Origin of the sequence: Bacillus sp. ISL-57 (genome assembly GCF_018613135.1) — a bacterium.
GTDB lineage: Bacteria > Bacillota > Bacilli > Bacillales > DSM-1321 > Peribacillus > Peribacillus frigoritolerans.
The window spans coordinates 392718-407969 of sequence record NZ_JAGGQV010000001.1; the positions used below are offsets into that span (position 1 = coordinate 392718).

Annotated in this window: 16 protein-coding genes and 2 pseudogenes; 11 read left to right on the forward strand and 7 right to left on the reverse strand. The window is 37.0% G+C overall.

Annotation, left to right across the window (positions count from 1 at the left end; genetic code table 11):
- Positions 1–45: 45 nt before the first annotated feature.
- The 6 genes and pseudogenes from vanR to J7I90_RS01845 all read left to right on the forward strand — a co-directional run bounded on the left by vanR (position 46) and on the right by J7I90_RS01845 (position 6267).
- The gene (gene vanR, locus J7I90_RS01820) at positions 46–741 is read left to right on the forward strand and encodes a vancomycin resistance response regulator transcription factor, VanR-F/VanR-M family (protein ID WP_214768126.1); all 696 of its coding nucleotides are present in this window, start codon (positions 46–48) and stop codon (positions 739–741) included.
- The gene (locus J7I90_RS01825; protein ID WP_251025040.1) at positions 734–1861 is read left to right on the forward strand and encodes a sensor histidine kinase; all 1128 of its coding nucleotides are present in this window, start codon (positions 734–736) and stop codon (positions 1859–1861) included. The genes vanR and J7I90_RS01825 overlap by 8 nt, the downstream gene beginning before the upstream one ends.
- Before the next feature lie 24 nt (positions 1862–1885).
- A pseudogene (gene vanY / locus J7I90_RS01830) lies at positions 1886–2641 on the forward strand (VanY-A/VanY-F/VanY-M family D-Ala-D-Ala carboxypeptidase); the annotation flags it as partial.
- 716 nt (positions 2642–3357) lie between these two features.
- On the forward strand, positions 3358–4236 hold the full coding sequence (locus tag J7I90_RS01835) for a YitT family protein (RefSeq protein WP_214768400.1): 879 nt from the start codon (positions 3358–3360) through the stop codon (positions 4234–4236).
- Between the two features lie 1531 nt (positions 4237–5767).
- Positions 5768–6004, forward strand: a complete 237-nt coding sequence (locus tag J7I90_RS01840; RefSeq protein ID WP_214768128.1) for a hypothetical protein — start codon at positions 5768–5770, stop codon at positions 6002–6004.
- A 95-nt stretch (positions 6005–6099) separates the two neighbouring features.
- Complete coding sequence (locus J7I90_RS01845; RefSeq protein ID WP_214768129.1) at positions 6100–6267, forward strand: hypothetical protein; 168 nt, start codon at positions 6100–6102, stop codon at positions 6265–6267.
- Between the two features lie 356 nt (positions 6268–6623).
- On the opposite strand, the gene J7I90_RS01850 is transcribed toward J7I90_RS01845, so the two are convergent.
- Positions 6624–7163, reverse strand: coding sequence for an ECF transporter S component (locus J7I90_RS01850; RefSeq protein WP_214768130.1), 540 nt, complete (start codon positions 7161–7163; stop codon positions 6624–6626).
- A 208-nt stretch (positions 7164–7371) separates the two neighbouring features.
- Here J7I90_RS01850 and J7I90_RS01855 point away from each other — a divergent pair, with 208 nt between their 5' ends.
- Entirely contained in the window at positions 7372–8220 is an 849-nt protein-coding gene (locus J7I90_RS01855) for a pyridoxamine kinase (protein WP_214768131.1), read from the forward strand.
- A 440-nt stretch (positions 8221–8660) separates the two neighbouring features.
- Here J7I90_RS01855 and J7I90_RS01860 read toward each other — a convergent pair.
- The 5 genes and pseudogenes from J7I90_RS01860 to J7I90_RS01880 form a co-directional block, all read right to left on the reverse strand.
- Positions 8661–9185, reverse strand: a pseudogene (locus J7I90_RS01860) (DUF3898 domain-containing protein); the annotation flags it as partial.
- A 93-nt stretch (positions 9186–9278) separates the two neighbouring features.
- The gene (locus J7I90_RS01865; RefSeq protein ID WP_214768133.1) at positions 9279–10400 is read right to left on the reverse strand and encodes a site-specific integrase; all 1122 of its coding nucleotides are present in this window, start codon (positions 10398–10400) and stop codon (positions 9279–9281) included.
- A gap of 184 nt (positions 10401–10584) precedes the next feature.
- Complete coding sequence (locus tag J7I90_RS01870) at positions 10585–11643, reverse strand: LPO_1073/Vpar_1526 family protein (RefSeq protein ID WP_214768134.1); 1059 nt, start codon at positions 11641–11643, stop codon at positions 10585–10587.
- Positions 11637–11840 (reverse strand): hypothetical protein, encoded by a 204-nt coding sequence (locus tag J7I90_RS01875; protein WP_214768135.1) that lies wholly within the window; start codon positions 11838–11840, stop codon positions 11637–11639. The genes J7I90_RS01870 and J7I90_RS01875 overlap by 7 nt, the downstream gene beginning before the upstream one ends.
- A 222-nt stretch (positions 11841–12062) precedes the next feature.
- Complete coding sequence (locus J7I90_RS01880) at positions 12063–12275, reverse strand: helix-turn-helix domain-containing protein (protein ID WP_214768136.1); 213 nt, start codon at positions 12273–12275, stop codon at positions 12063–12065.
- A gap of 245 nt (positions 12276–12520) precedes the next feature.
- On the opposite strand from J7I90_RS01880, the gene J7I90_RS01885 reads away from it, so the two are divergent.
- From J7I90_RS01885 to J7I90_RS01895, 3 genes are all read left to right on the forward strand, one after another.
- Positions 12521–13378, forward strand: coding sequence for an FtsK/SpoIIIE domain-containing protein (locus tag J7I90_RS01885; RefSeq protein WP_214768137.1), 858 nt, complete (start codon positions 12521–12523; stop codon positions 13376–13378).
- A complete protein-coding gene (locus tag J7I90_RS01890) occupies positions 13348–13932 on the forward strand; it encodes a M23 family metallopeptidase (protein WP_214768138.1) in 585 nt (194 codons plus the stop codon). Before J7I90_RS01885 ends, J7I90_RS01890 begins: the two co-directional genes overlap by 31 nt.
- Before the next feature lie 88 nt (positions 13933–14020).
- The gene (locus tag J7I90_RS01895; RefSeq protein ID WP_214768139.1) at positions 14021–14467 is read left to right on the forward strand and encodes a hypothetical protein; all 447 of its coding nucleotides are present in this window, start codon (positions 14021–14023) and stop codon (positions 14465–14467) included.
- Positions 14468–14526: 59 nt separating this feature from the next.
- Here the strand turns inward: J7I90_RS01895 and J7I90_RS01900 are convergent, their stop codons facing one another.
- Entirely contained in the window at positions 14527–14820 is a 294-nt protein-coding gene (locus tag J7I90_RS01900; RefSeq protein WP_251025041.1) for a helix-turn-helix domain-containing protein, read from the reverse strand.
- Positions 14821–14913: 93 nt separating this feature from the next.
- On the opposite strand from J7I90_RS01900, the gene J7I90_RS01905 reads away from it, so the two are divergent.
- Positions 14914–15219 carry a hypothetical protein gene (locus J7I90_RS01905; RefSeq protein ID WP_214768140.1) on the forward strand — a complete coding sequence of 102 codons (306 nt, stop codon included), beginning with the start codon at positions 14914–14916 and terminating at the stop codon, positions 15217–15219.
- The last annotated feature ends 33 nt before the right edge of the window (positions 15220–15252 follow it).

Sequence of the window (15252 nt, forward strand, 5' to 3'; positions counted from 1 at the left end):
ACACATTTAGACGATTAATGATAACTTTTTGTAGGGGTGGAATACATGGAAAATATAAAAATTTTAATAGCTGATGATGTTGTTGAGATTGCTGATTTGGTTGCTATCCATTTAGAGAAAGAAGGGTATCGTGTCATTAAGGTATCGGATGGACAAGAAACCATTGATGTTATCCAGACTCAACCAATTGATTTACTGATTTTGGATATTATGATGCCGAAAATGGATGGATATGAAGTTACCCGTCGCATTCGCGAAAAACATAATATGCCCATTATTTTTTTGAGCGCTAAAACGTCTGATTTTGATAAAGTGCAGGGTCTCGTGATTGGAGCAGACGATTATATGACGAAACCATTTATACCCATTGAATTGGTAGCTCGGGTAAATGCACAGCTGCGGCGCTTTATGAAATTGAATCAACCTAATTATAAACAGAATCCAAACCTGGAATTTGGAGGATTAACGATTTCTCCTGAACAACGTACAGTTACTCTATATGGTAAGAATATTGAGTTAACACCGAAAGAGTTTAAAATTTTATATTTATTAGCCAGCAATCCCAATAAAGTCTATAATGCAGAAGATATTTTTCAGAAGGTATGGGGGGATGCATACTATGAAGGTGGGAATACCGTTATGGTTCATATTCGTACTTTGCGGAAAAAACTTGAAGAGGATAAACGAAAAAACAAATTGATAAAAACTGTATGGGGGGTAGGTTATAAATTCAATGGGTAATATTCTACGAGGGTTTCGTTCAAAAATGATCATATTGTTAGGTTTAAGCATGTTGTTGTCTAGCGTCATAACATATTTCCTCTTTAAAGTACTCCAATTGTATTATTATACGAATGTTAATCATGGAGATACACTAGCTTACTTTCGCAAAATCATCCAAAATATTGGGGACCTAAACGTCTTTTTGCTTTTATTTATCACGCTTTCGATATTCTTTTTCTTTTTACTTACAAAACCCTATTCTGCCTATTTCAATGAGATTTCAAAAGGAATTCATTATCTCGCTCAGGGTGACTTTAAGCATCGAGTTCAAATATTGTCAAATGATGAATTTAGTGATATTGCACAAGGCATTAATTTGGCAAGTGAAAAATTGGAACAAGCCATAGAAAGGGGTGACTTTTCGGAAAGTAGTAAAGAGCAGTTAGTAGTTAATTTGGCTCATGATTTGCGCACACCTCTTACTTCCGTGTTAGGTTATTTGGATTTAATCCTTAAGGATGGTAATTTGACTGAAAAACAGATCAGGCATTATTTAACGATTGCCTTTACCAAATCTCAACGCTTGGAAAGGTTAATTGATGAATTATTCGAAATAACTAGGATGAATTATGGGATGTTACCAGTTGAAAAGAAACAAATCGATTTAAGTGAGCTCCTTGTTCAATTGAAAGAGGAATTGTATCCTGTCTTCGAGAAAAACGATTTGATGGCAAGAATGAATATTACTTCCCCTTTATCTATTATGGGTGATGGAGAGTTATTGGCACGTGTGTTTGAAAATCTTCTGATTAATGCAAATCGCTATGGGTATGAGGGGCAGTATGTGGATATCAACGGTTATATTGATTCAGAGGAAGTGGTTATTCAAGTTATCAATTATGGGGACGCCATTCCTCCAGATGAACTGCCTCATATTTTTGATATGCTGTATACTGGTGACAAAGCACGAACTCATCAAGAAAATAGTACAGGTCTCGGTTTATTCATTGCGAAGAATATTGTAGAGCAACACAATGGGAAAAGTGGGGTAAACATTAAATTTTCCTTAAATTTTCACTTGGATTTTATTATTAATCTTCTCAAGAATCCGCCATTGGTAATCGAACTTCAAATATAGTGCGTATTAAATCACTTGCGGAATGATAATACAGCTATTGAAAATTCCCAAAAGATTGAGATTACAGAAGAGCAGATCCATCAAGGGAATCTGCTTTTGGTTAACAGTGAATATGCTGTTGAACAAGCTGGTATACAATCGGTTATCATAAATTTATTTACAAACAAAGAATCAACAATCGGGTACCAACTACTTAATAATGAAATAAAATTATCAGAAGAAATAGCTGAAAAATTTTCGGAGATGATAGCTGCGGCTGAAGAGGATGGGGTTAGTAATTTCTTAATTAGCAGTGGTTATCGAGACTTTAATGAGCAAAGCAGATTGTACAAGGAGATGGGGGCTGACTATGCTTTGCCTGCCGGGCATAGCGAACACAATTTAGGATTAGCACTCGATGTAGGGGCTACTCAAATGAAGATGAAAGAAGCACCTGAAGGAGAGTGGATAGAAGAAAATGCTTGGAAAAACGGCTTTATCTTACGCTATCCCGCGAATAAAACGGATATTACAGGAATTCAATATGAACCATGGCATATTCGCTATGTCGGCTTGCCTCACAGTGCGATTATGCAGGAAATGAATTTAGCTTTGGAAGAATATTTGGATTATTTAAAAGATGAAAAGAGCATTTCTATTAGTGTTGAAGGGAAAAAATATACAATTTCATATTATCCCATTTCTCAAAAAGGGACAATTGAAGTTGAAGTACCAGCGAATGAACAGTATGAAATATCTGGTGATAATATGGATGGAGTGATCGTGACCACATTGAATTAGGTTCAAAAGTGATAAAGTCATAGGTTTAAATGTAAAGTAGGAGACGTATTCTATCTACCTTTCATTAGAAATCAATTCACTTCCATTTTCTTCTGAAGGTATTACATAAATTTTGAACCATATTGTATATATACCGTTAGGTTTTTGAATATCTTAGGTGCGATTATTGGATGTTAGCTGGTGGGAATTTTGGCTCACTCTCATCCCGTATTAATATAAAAGGCGGAATCATTCTAAACCCTGTCAATGCAGGGATATGCATATCTCCTACTAAGTATACATTCAGAAGAATGCCATTATCAATGTTATTTTAGAGACAGGTTCAGTTCTGTATTGTATTCAAACTGTAAAATCAGGTACAGGAGCTATTTCAGGATGTTACGCTTCAGCATATGTGATTCCTATCAATGCTTCGTCAGTATTCATCTGATTGGTTAGTGGATCTATCAGATAACTTTGCTACAGCACCTAACGATTGTGCAGATGATTCTACTTTTAGAGGGAATGGAATTCTCAGAACTTAGAAAAACTGTTGCTTGTGTAACGATGTGAAAACCAATAACAACAATCAAACGCTAACAAGAATAGCGGCGGTTTTATTTTGGCTAAATTAGGAAGATGTAATCAAGTTGGAACTTCTATATTCAAAGTTATTTTTCCTGATTTAATATTAGAATATAATAGTAATAAATGAATAATAAAAAGGTGTGATTTTTCTGACGGAAGCACAAAAAAAGCAGCATAGAAAGTTACCCCGTTTGATAATTATCCAACGGATCATTCTTATTACAATTGGTGCTTTGCTAATGGCCACTGGATTGGAAATCTTTTTAATTCCCAATCATGTAATTGATGGAGGCATTACAGGTATTTCCATTATGCTTTCTCACATTACCGGTATAAAACTGGGAATCTTTCTATTCCTTTTGAACCTACCATTTGTATTTCTGGGATATAAACAGTTTGGAAAAACTTTTGCTATATCTACTGTATATGGGATTATAATGCTTTCCATTTTTGCGACATATTTTCATCCTATCCCGCCCTTCACCGAAGATATCCTTCTTGCTACAATTTTTGGCGGTATTTTTTTAGGTATAGGTGTGGGAATAGTAATTCGTAACGGTGGTGCTCTTGATGGTACAGAAATACTTTCGATTGTAATAAGTAAAAAAGTGCCTTTTTCTGTTGGCGAAATTGTTATGTTCATCAATCTATTTATACTTGGTTCTGCCGGATTCGTTTACACATGGGATAGAGCTATGTATTCAATCTTAGCTTATGTAATAGCTGCTAAAGCCATTGACATTGTTATTACTGGAATGGAAGAAACAAAGTCAGTGTGGATAATTAGCGATGAAGCAAAAGAGATGGGTGATGCAATCAATAGCCGCTTAGGACGGGGTGTAACATACTTACATGGTGAGGGTGCTTTTACTGGAGAGGACAAAAAGGTTATCTTTTGTGTAATTACCAGACTTGAAGAATCCAAATTAACTACAATTGTTGAAGAAATCGACCCTTCATCTTTCTTAGCAATGGCAAATATTGCGGAAGTACGGGGTGGGCGGTTCAAGAAGAGAGATATTCATTAATGTTAACCACACAGGAAGCTATAGAAACCCGGAGGATAAGGGTAATATCCTGCAATTAGATCATCGTACTTTTAATGAACTTTCTAAGGATAACTGACACTAGAACTTTTAAGAAAAGAATTAATCACGTACATAGTTTGGATTTAATTAAAAACAGAATTAATAAAGTCCCCAATAATGACTGCCTTCAGGATTCGAAAAGGCTTTAAGTATTAGGGGCTGTTGTTGGGATGACTGTTGCTACTTTAATAGTTCAAGACTTGTATAAATTAGGAGCTTATTCCGCTTGCCACAAATGGGGTAAAAAGAAGCCTAAAGTTAAAAAGGCTTGTAAAGCACTAGGATACTGGTAAAATATCCGAAACTAAGGGGGAAACACATTGTTTGACATACCTGACTTTTCGAGAATAAAAATGCTGAAATTATCATTACATTCTTTGCTTTTATGCATTGTATTAAGCTTAGTTTGTTTAATTATCAACGATGTTTTTTCAATTATCGTTGATAAAAGAATTAATTTAAATTTATTTTTTATTCCAATAATCATGGTCTTTTGGATTTTGATAGTAGTTAAAAAACCAACATACCAAAAGTGATTTCTGTATAGGAGTCTGGGCGCAATGCTCAGGCTTTTTTATTTGTCTAATAAGGATGTGTTAACCATGAATCTATTCATACATGAGATGATCCGTATGACAGAAAGAGAGACTAATTGAGTATTGGTGGTTATGGTTAATCATAATTACTATTGGCTGAAATGTACGGATGTACGGATCGATAGTTAAAGTGTATGTAGGACTAAGAAGTTAAGGACATGATGTGTATGCAACTACTTAAGCTATGCAGTAAGTGTGGTGAGGTAATAGAGCATGGTAATGGTGCGGTGCGATGGGTGATGAGTGAAAAAATACATAATTATTATTTTGTAGTATAAATTGTACTTGTTGCCAATTTAAGTTTCAAAGGGAGATGGACAAAAGTGCTAATCGTTTTTTAGTTCTACTTTTATTTGTAAGGGTGTTCATGTTTAGAGTATTAATATTTCCTATGGAGAAGAAACAGATTGGGATTGGGCAGAGTTTGAGAGATTGAAATTATTAGATACCATTAAATTTTATGGATTAGATGTACTTCAAGAGCAGCTGAATTCGAAAAGGATCAATGTATGAAGATGGAACAAATATGTATGTAAATTAATAGTAAAAATATTAACGGTAATATAACATATGTCGATTCTTATGCATTATTAAGCCCGAATATTAATCTAAGGTAAAATCATCAGCTAAGGCTACTCAATATGGAAAGATGTTATTGTGAAAAAATTAAGAGAAGATACAATGGCCAACTATGATAATAAGTGGACAACTAAGGACAATTCGGGTCAAGTTCAGGTACACTATGCTAAGAGTTATGATTCTAATATTAGCACTAAGGATACATCAACAAAAAACCATAGGGTTGTAATGAACACAACTAAATCAACTAGGAGTACTCAATATTCCTTATCCTTTAAAAACTAGGAGTGAAGAAAATGAAAATAAAAAAAAGCCAAAAGTTCGTACAGTTAGATGTAAGGAATTGGGATAATACAGAGTTAGTAGAAAGTTTATCTGAGATTTGCGGGACTAGTAAAGAGTATGAAAATGATGAAGTAGAGGTTCACCAGGTTGTGGCCTTAGGAAAAATTAAAAACGAGTGGAGATATTTAATCATTCTAAATATCTCACAAGACTTGGATAATTTAGGAGCACCAGTAGAACATTATTAAAATTTAAATAAATATTTTCATAGATAATTTAGTGAAATGTGAATATAAGATATTTTGTTTGGAGATTATCATGTAGGACAGGAGAGTGATATTGATTGGATAAAAAGTCAAAGAAAATTAATCTTAATGATGCCGATATGACCGATCTAGAAGTTATTTCAGCGGTTAATATCGATATTAATGAATATTTTAGAAGGAAGCTTTTCGAGTGTATAGCCAAAGAAGAAAGTAGGCTGTTTTTGTATAAGGAAAAGAATAAATAGTTTAATTGAAAGGACTATTCTAATGTGAAAAAGAGTAAACCAAGAAAAAACTGCGAGGAAATGGCTATTTTGTAAATGAACCTAACTACGAATTAATGGCTAAGGCGTTTACGGAACTATACTTTAGTTTTACTAAAGGTGGATCTGGAGATGTAGAATTCGACAAATTAGGCTGAGAGCTCACGTTAAAAGACTTAAGAATGAAAAAATGAAATAGATAAAGTCTTGTCGTGGTCATCTAGTTTACCCTCTGCATGCAGAGTACCGATAAAAAGGGAAGCAAACAAAACATAGCCCCCAAATACACCATTCATGTAGTATTTGGGGGCTACTTGACGTTTTCCTTTATAGCGAATTTACTTAAAATAAGGAACCTTTTTCAAAGCCACACAAACTGGAACGGCAACGATAATTCCTAATATATTTTGAACGAGATCTCCAGGTATCGAAGCTAAAGGTGCAATCCAATTACCGTATAGAATCCCTTCACCAATATAATAAACAGCTATCATAAATGGAATGGAAACGATTGTTGCTATTACATTGAAAGCAATGCTAGTACCGTTGCGACCCTTTGACCAAACGATTTTACCAACTATATATCCTTGCAAACCACGCGCCACAATGGTGATAGGGGCCCACAATGTCCACCCTCCAACTATATCAAATAACCCCATTCCTATCGCACCAGCAAGAGCTGCTTTTTTAGGACCAAATAAAATAGATGCAATAAAAAGCATAGCTGTTCCTAGATGAACTAACCCTCCATTTGCGGCAATTGGCAGTTTAATATTCAAAAAGAAAGTAGATAGGAACACAAGTGCAATCAACATTGCGGTAATAATTAAATCCATAGTTTTTTGACTTGACCTTGAATAACTTTGTGTATTTTGCATATCTGTAAACCTTCCTAACTAGAATTTTCCTTTGATTTTAGCAAAAGACTGGTGTCTATAAAAGTGTCAATTTATTAAAAAACTATGAGGTCAGTTGAAAAAAATACAGATATTATACGTATTGAAAAGAGAGAGGAGATGACTGTTTTTAGCTGATTTATGATAAGATAAATAAAGTTTAAAGTGGATAGGCCATATGGAGGTTATTATGAAAAAAGTTGCTGTACTACAGGATTTATCATCTTTTGGAAAATGTTCATTAACAGCTGCAATTCCGGTTCTTTCGGTCATGGGCGTGCAGGCATGCCCTTTACCAACGGCCATATTGACTGCGCAAACCGGATATCCAAGTTTTTTTTGTGAAGATTTTACATCCAAAATGAAATACTTCATAGAAGAATGGAGCAAGCTTAATGTAACCTTTGATGGAATCTATACCGGCTTCGTTACTGGTGAAGAGCAAATTAATAATATTTTCCATTTTTTAGATAAATTTTATACAAAAGAAACCATTTTACTTGTTGATCCAGTAATGGGGGATATAGGAGAAGTCTATAAACTTTTTACCGATGAATTACTGGTACTTATGAGAGAACTGGTGAAGCGTGCAGATGTCATTACACCAAATGTTACAGAGTGCTGTTTATTAACCGGATTATCTTATGAAAAGCTGGATAGCTATTCAAACGAAGAGGACTATATTAAAGCGATAGAAGAAGCAGGGAATATGTTGCTGCAAGAAACGGGAGCTCAGGTTATCATCACTGGAATGAATCCACCGTCAGCAGATTCAGAGAAGCAGTTTATCGGAAATATGTATTTGGACGGAAGTAGAACCTTTTATAGTGCGACGCAGTATAACGGTGAAAGCTATTCAGGTACTGGTGATTTATTTGCATCTGTGATTATGGGAAGCATGATGGGTGGAGAGAACCTAGAAAAATCCGTACAGCTCGCAGTGGCATTCCTGACAGAGGCTATCAATGATTCCTCCTTGGAGCAAATTCCTAAAGTAGAAGGAGTTAACTTCGAAAAATATTTACGAATGTTATTATGAATGCTTTAAAAAATGGAAAAAATAGTGTAACAAAAGCTCGGCTTTTTGACTAACCGAGCTTTTTGTATAAATCAAATAGTACTTATTTAAACAATTGGAATCACAAATGCGAAGATATCTCAGTATTCGATGAAGCAGATGACTACATGGATTACACTTCAATATTTAATAAAACCTTGCGGTTTGGTAACATTTAAAAGTAGGCGAAAAGATGAAAGGTTATGACTCCATTCTAAACGAGTGGGGTTTTTATAATTTACAGAGAAAAAATATCCGCTTGCTTAAACTGAGAAAAAAATAAAACTACTAACGTAAGTTAGTAGCTAGATATAAGAGTATTAATAGTATTTTAAGGTCGAATATTGATCACATAACTGCTCACATTTTTGCTCACAAATATGTTGAAAATGCTTGTACATCAATGATTTTAGATGATTATCTCAAACCTTCCTACTAATCTTCTCCACAATCTCCATCAAATCATCCGGCTTATGAAACTCAATCGGCGAAACACCTTTATCGAACTCTATCGTATTGGATTCTATCATTAATACATACTTCCCATTAATCTTTCCTAAATGGATGCTTTCTCCAAAATCGGCTAACAGTCCTTTGACGGATGTACTGCCTAGCTTCATTCGCATTTCGGCTTCAGGTGTATGCTCGACAATCTGGGCTGTGGCTTCGACGACCTGGTGGGTTTCAAGGCGTTCCTGGATTTCCCGCTTTTCACTGGTTTCCCAGATTTCCAGGTCCTGTTCGAATTTTTGCAGTTCGTCACTGTTTTCTTCGAATTGTGCGGATACATGTTCATGGACCATGTGGATGACCTGGTTTTTCATGATTTCCGGCATCGATTCACCATATTCGACGAACTTCAGGAAATCCTCAAAGTAGCGGGCATGTGAAGCTTGGTGGATTTTCAGTTCGCCTTCTTCGACCATTCCTTCTTCGGGCATGTAGGGCGCTATAACGTATAAACCTCGTCATATCAACCGTTATCTGTATCGCATAATTGTGCGGTCACATGTGCGGTCACTAAATCGGACGAGCTACGCCTAAAAATCGAGAATTGCGTCCAGTTTATCGCTCACTACTTTTTGCATATTCGGCAGGACATGCGAATAAGTATTCAACGTAGTTTGTATGTCCGTATGGCCTAACCGTTCGGCGATAAGTTTAACGTTTACGTTCTGCTCGATAAGTAGCGTTGCGTGCGTATGGCGGGTGTCATGGAAGCGAATCTTCGGCAAATCAAGGTACTCCGTAAGGTTGTAGAATTCTTTGCGGAAGTTTCGCGGATTCATGGGCGAGCCGTCGCGAGTTGGAAGTACAAGGTTATTATCGCGGTATCCTGTCCGACAGCGCGACTTTTCCAATTCGATATGCTTCCGATGCTTCTGCAATTCCTCCGTCAAGCGCTCAGGTATTGTTAGTGATCGAACACTAGAATCATTTTTAGCGCCGTCTTTTATTTCGCCCGCTTGAGTTACCGTTTGCCGTACGTAGATAGTCCGGTTTGCAAAATCGATATCCTTCCAACGCAACCCTAAGATTTCACCTTGACGAAGACCTGCGAGCAAGCCGAGTTGGAATCCGATTAGGCAGCGTGTTACTCTCATAATGTGCGGCGCTTCTTGTAAGAAGTAATTTACTTGCTCAAGCGACCATATGTTCATTTCTCGGCGGCCGCGCTTCGGAAGGGATGCGCCCTGGCAGGGGTTTTCTCTTACGATTTTCATTAGCTGCGCCTTCTTAAATGATCCGTATAGTACACGAAAAATTGAATGAACAGTATGAGACGAGTATCCATCCGCGACTAGACCGTTAATAAATGTCTGGACGTGTAGGTGAGACACTTCCTGGATTTTCATCTTACCGAAGCGGGGCTTAATATTGTTTGTATAAAATAGAACGTGAGTTTCGAATGTAGAGCGTTGCAAAACGACTTGGCGCTCCTTAAAGTAATTCTCCATAAAAATACTGTAAGTCATATTCGATATATCGAGAAAACTGTTTTCAAGTGTTTCCGATTTAGCAATAGCGTACGCGTCAATCGCCTCGCCCTTAGTTTCAAAACCTCTACGCCTAATTTGTTTACGTTTTCCGGTGAGTGGGTTTACTCCTGCATTGAAGCAGAATTCCCACTTTCCTGTTTTCTTGTTCAATTTTACTGTCACAGTTAGAAAGACCTCCTATTAATAATCTTTCTATACCTGCGCAGATTTCCTTAATATTATATTATCATATCATGCAAACTTTTTAGTTTAACTTCAGGTTAGTTTTATAACATTGTTAATACCTAACAAATAAAGCACCTTTTGGGTGCTTGTGGTATCAATATGGGCATCTTTATTTATTAAACTATATCCAATTTGACAGATCCAATTCTTCGTTTGTTTTTCTTCGAATATTTGCATGAGCTAATGCTACTCCGACACTAGTTAATGTCATATTTTTAATTGATGAATCACTCCAGATGTCTAATAGATCGTTGATTTCAGGACATAACCCCACAAGAAAATTCCAAATTTCTTCTTCAGACATCAGACTTTTGGAATGTAAAGCTCCTATCCGTAAATTTTGTTCTTCTTTTAAAGAAAGAGGCGTATAATGTTCTTTTAAAACTTGTTCATTAATAGCATTCATTTGAAATAAAGACGAGTCATGCAGGCAAGGAAATAATAAATTTCGAGCAGGAGAATCTTCGTTAAAGTCATCATTAAATTGCTCCAGTGAAAATCCTTTTGAAAACAAACCCCCATAATTACTAGTGAAAACAGTAATAATATGAGTTTCCCCTATACCTACTGTTCCACATCCTGTATATTCTAAGTGCTGATAATGGGAGTGTCTTTTTGTTAAGCCATCCATATATGGAGCAATCCAGTTTTTAAGGTAGGTTTTAAGGGAGTCAATAGAACGAACATTGTTGTTTATTGTATATTTAATAATAAAAATCAGACTTAAAATGTTAAGTTGACCATTTGTTAATTTAGGAACGACTTCCAGAGACTCATTTAACACAACTTGCATTAATGATCTTTCCTGTATTTTTGATCTTTCGACCAAGATATCTACAAGAACTTCGGAAAGATTTTCATCTCCGGTTCTTGCGTACTCTTTTTGAGCCATAAGCAATGCATACTGCATATCAGGCTCTTTCATTGTTTCAAGTGCTTCTGGATTCTTTTTTTGAAGTTGACTTAAAAAAGCAGTTGTAATTTCTTCAGCCCGTTCTTTCGCTACTTTCTGTGCAGCTAATGAAAGCTTGGAAAAGTTCACTTCAAATACATCTAAAGCTACTTCTTTAACCTCTCTGTAAGACAGCCCATAGTTATTTTGATGTAAATTAACATCATTACCAGCTTGTACATTTGTTGAGTAATCTCCAGCATGTTGTTCTTGTTTATTTCTTAGCATTTTTTTTCACCTATGGAAATATTGACATCATTCCCGCCTTGAATATTAGTAGAATTGTTTCCACTTGTTTGTGATTGCTCAGTTACAGGTATCTTAGGAGCATTCTTCTTTTTAACTATCATGGTTATAATCCACGCACAGATAGGTAACCCTATTCCACTGAAAACCCATTCTTTATTGTCTATTAACCACTGCATCCGCTTAACAACCCCTCAAAATATTTTGATATAAACATAAATATACCAACTACATACACTACATTATAAATTATCTACCCCTTTTGTATGTGAAATCTTTCCATTCTTAATTATAACTAACAATTGGATTATAAGGGATCAAAATCTAAAATAACTGATTGCATGATTCGATTAATTTTACAATTTAGATTAGATTGTAAAATTAAGGGGCGAATTTTAATATCAAAAAAAATCATCGCTACGAAGAGTAGGATCTACTTCTCTTAGAGCATTCATTATCTTTTTAATAGTTGTTAGTGTCGGAGAGTAGTCCTTATCTGAAGCAAGCTTGCTAATAGTATTTCTGCTAATCTTTGTTTTAACCGAAAGCCACTCCTGGCTTATACCTCTTGAGTCTAACCATTCGCCGAGCTTCGAACGTGGTTTTCCATACATTTATTTCATCTCCTATATGGACAATTATACAAGTCTACTTTGAAAGTTTTTAAACAAAAGTTGTAAAGATGGACATACGGGGTTACATACACTTAACTATACGCAAAACAAATCGGTTGAATTATGATAACACGAACGGATTAAATCTCATCAAAATTCTTATGTCTATTGTGATTAATTCCTTCGTTATTAACTTCGTAAATAGAGCAACTATCACTCAGTGATTTGAAAGGAGGCGTGTTGATTTGTTATTTGAAACGATTACAACCGCTAGTATGCTCGGTGTTTGGGGAGCTAGTTTCTATTATAAGACAAATTACATTGAGGATGGCGATAAGATTCTTAAAATTGCGGAGAATTGCGGCCTAAGTAAAAACGGCGAAAAGTTGCGCTTGTACCGCCGAAATACTAATAAGAAGAATAATCCTAGTTACGTCGAGTATGTGTTTAAAATTCCGTTAGGGCTAGAGCTTCACGATTTCCAGGATAAATACGGAAAGTTTAAAGATGGATTAAACAATCGGAGTATGCGCCGGATTGAGTTAAAGCAATTTAAAGGGCTAAAATTTAATCGTACGCTATTAAAGCAAATACAAAAAATCTTAAATAATCGCATCCAGCTAAATAAGGAAATCGAGATCGAATACGATGGAATGTTAATTTTTCGAGTGTACAACGAAGGGCTAGGTAAGGACCTCCCGTATACCGACGAGCTCCTGGCGAAAGTTTCGAATTGGGTTATACCTATCGGAGTTACTTTGCGGGAAATTATCCGGCATGATTTCGAAAAGCTTCAGATGCTTGTAGTGGCCGGCATGACGCGTTATGGCAAGACGGTTTTCCTAAAAAACGCCATCACAACGCTTATTCATAACGAACCTGACAATGTAAAATTCACACTAATCGACCTTAAAGGCGGTCTGGCTTTTAGCCGGTTCGCAAACTGTAAACAGGTTAATATCGTTGCAAAGAACGCTGACGAGGCGTTGTTGGCGCTTGAAGCAATTCACCTCGAAATGGAGGCGCGGTCGATGCGGTCCACAAAACGCCCCATACCGGAATCGACTTCGCCATGCCAGAAGGAACAACGCTTAGGTCGGTAGGTGAAGGAGTAGTCGACCGAGTATTTGACGGCTCTGATAATATCGGCCGAGGCTTATCGGTACAATTCGAAGACGGGACGCGGGTTATATACGGGCATATGAAGGAGGTAAGCGTTAAGGTAGGCGAACATATAAACGATGGGCATGTCGTTGGACTTAGCGGAAACACCGGCCACTCAACGGCTGAGCATCTACACATCGGAATGAAGGATGCGGCGGGCGGTTGGTTGGATCCTTCGCCCATCGCCGAAAAGGTTGTGAGTAATGCGGGCGATTTAAGTTTATTTGAGCGGTTTCTGGCAAATGGTCGAGTTGCTGACGGAGTAGGAGATATACCTAAATTTAGCGTATGGGAGTGGTTACATGAAAAAGTGGCGGAAGTTACCGTTAACGGTAGCATTGATTTTATTTCGGATTTGGCTTTTTCATTCCCTTTCGTCGCCGTTGTTGGCGCTGGCGTTTACTTTCTTGCTAGGATGCTTAGTAAGAACCTTGCTAAATGGTCCTCTATAGCAACAGTTATATACGGAATTTGCGTAATTAGAGGCTTATGATTCGATAAACTTTACGTTTTTAACTTAATTTACCAAAAAACGTGATATTCTAATGTTAATCAGAAAGCAATTAAAGGGGGAGAAATAAATGAGGAATTTCTTATTAGGTGTAGTTATTATCGTAGGTGGATTATTAGCAGGCTGCGGGAATGACGAAGAGGTAGTAAAAGAAGTCGAGCAAACGGAGTCTAAAGAGCCTGCGGAGCCGGCAGAGTCAATGCAAGCCGATAAAGATGCCGAATTAAAGGAAAATGCGGTCGAAGCTGATTTCGTGGAGCTGAACGTAGATACTCCGCCATTAGGTAAGGAGGTATTCTTGACCGGCGAAGTAACGTTTACTGGCGAATCAGACTTAGGACCGATCTGCTCGATTACAACGGAAGAGAGCGATGGTTCGGGAATGTACACGGTTTTCACACCTTCGGGTATGGTAGAAATAGGCAAGACTTACCGGGTATACGGATCGGTTTTAGGCGGGAAAGCTGACGACGGCACTCCGCAAATAGTAGCCGATATTATAGAGGAAGCTAAGTAAAAAGGAGCGAGCCAGCGCCGGTAAGTACGCCGTTCGTTGTTAAATAAAAAAGGGACCCGTTATTCGGAGTCCTTTTTGTTTGGGTTATAAATAAAAACATCCTCGATAGAAAACCTTTTTACTGCCCCGTTCTCCAGGGATTTACGATTAAGCGCGTCGATAACTGCCTTCAATGTCTCAAAATTAACCTGTTTTGCATTACCCGTTACTAGGTCATTAATGGTTGCTGGCCTCACCTTAGCTTCGACTGCTAGAGCGTTCTTCGTTATATCTAACTCCTTTAAAGTGGCCTCTAACGATGAAACAAACCCATTATCGACCATAGGAGTAAGTAGTTTTTTATTTGCTGACAATCCCCTCACCTCAATCCCATTATACTTTAAAAAACTTTTTTCGTAAACCTCTTGACGTATGACTCAGTGCGTTATATTATTAACTTAGAAGGTATGACTCGCCAAGTCATACCAAGAAGAGAGGTAAGCAAAATGAAGGTCTATGTAAAAGCAACTGGCGATCCTGACTGGGAGAACGAAATAGCTGACTATCCGTTGTTTGGCGACAATTGGACAGTCGAAGTACAGGAAGGTCTTCTTATTTTTAAAAAACTTACCGGCAAGCTAGCTAATGGCATACCCGTCCTGGATATCGGAGTATGTGCAAGGTTTCAGATTGTTTGGGATGAAGGAGTGCCGGATTTAGAGTGGTTACGCGAAGCAACGTTTCTGGATGTATTAGAGAAATTCGCAAGATAAACCGCATAACGGGAGCTATTACGTTCCTACGTC